Genomic DNA, 568 nt, shown 5'->3' with positions numbered 1-568 from the left:
ATGTCCTTCTCCTCTGTCTGGACGAGGCAAATCAGGCTGCGCCAGCGGTCCCCAACGGGTGTCCCGCGGGAAAGGCGTCGGCGCGCGCGCACAGCGTGCAGATGTGCTCGTAGCGCGGCGGCGATGTTGGCAGCAGCTTTTCGGTCGCGATCATCGCGCCACCGCATTCGCAGATCTTCGGGAAGACATCCGCGACTTTAGGGGTTTTGGGCTTCTTCATTTCGAACTCCTTCCATGATTTACCACGTGATTACGCAGCCTGGAGCGCTTCATCGCTGATCACCATCGCCCGACGGCCGGGCGCGAAAGCCATGACGAACGCATCGGCAAGGTTCGGCGACTTGACCGGGCCGCCCTCGCGGTTCGGCTTGGCCAGGTCCTTCTTGCTCTCGACCTTGACCTTGCCGGCATTGTCGAAATCCCGCTTCGGGGTCGCGAGTTCGTCGACCAGCTTGGACAGGAACGGGATCGTGCCATCGATGAAGATCATGTCGGCGGGATCGAACTTCGCGCCGTTCACCACCGCGTTGTAGGTGTTGCGCAGTCGGTCAGCGACGCTCCACCATGC

At 62.0% G+C, this 568-nt stretch carries 2 protein-coding genes; both read right to left on the bottom strand.

What is annotated here, in order from left to right; genetic code table 11:
• Window positions 1–31: 31 nt before the first annotated feature.
• A complete protein-coding gene (locus ACTIMO_RS17235; RefSeq protein ID WP_345850113.1) occupies window positions 32–220 on the bottom strand; it encodes a hypothetical protein in 189 nt (62 codons plus the stop codon).
• Between the two features lie 30 nt (window positions 221–250).
• A partial coding sequence (locus ACTIMO_RS17230) for a hypothetical protein (protein ID WP_448183214.1) occupies window positions 251–568 on the bottom strand: 318 nt, incomplete at its 5' end.

This window comes from Arthrobacter sp. CP30 (genome assembly GCF_053470025.1).
Note: the sequence above shows the minus strand (reverse complement) of the source record. Positions and strands in the feature narration are given on the sequence as shown.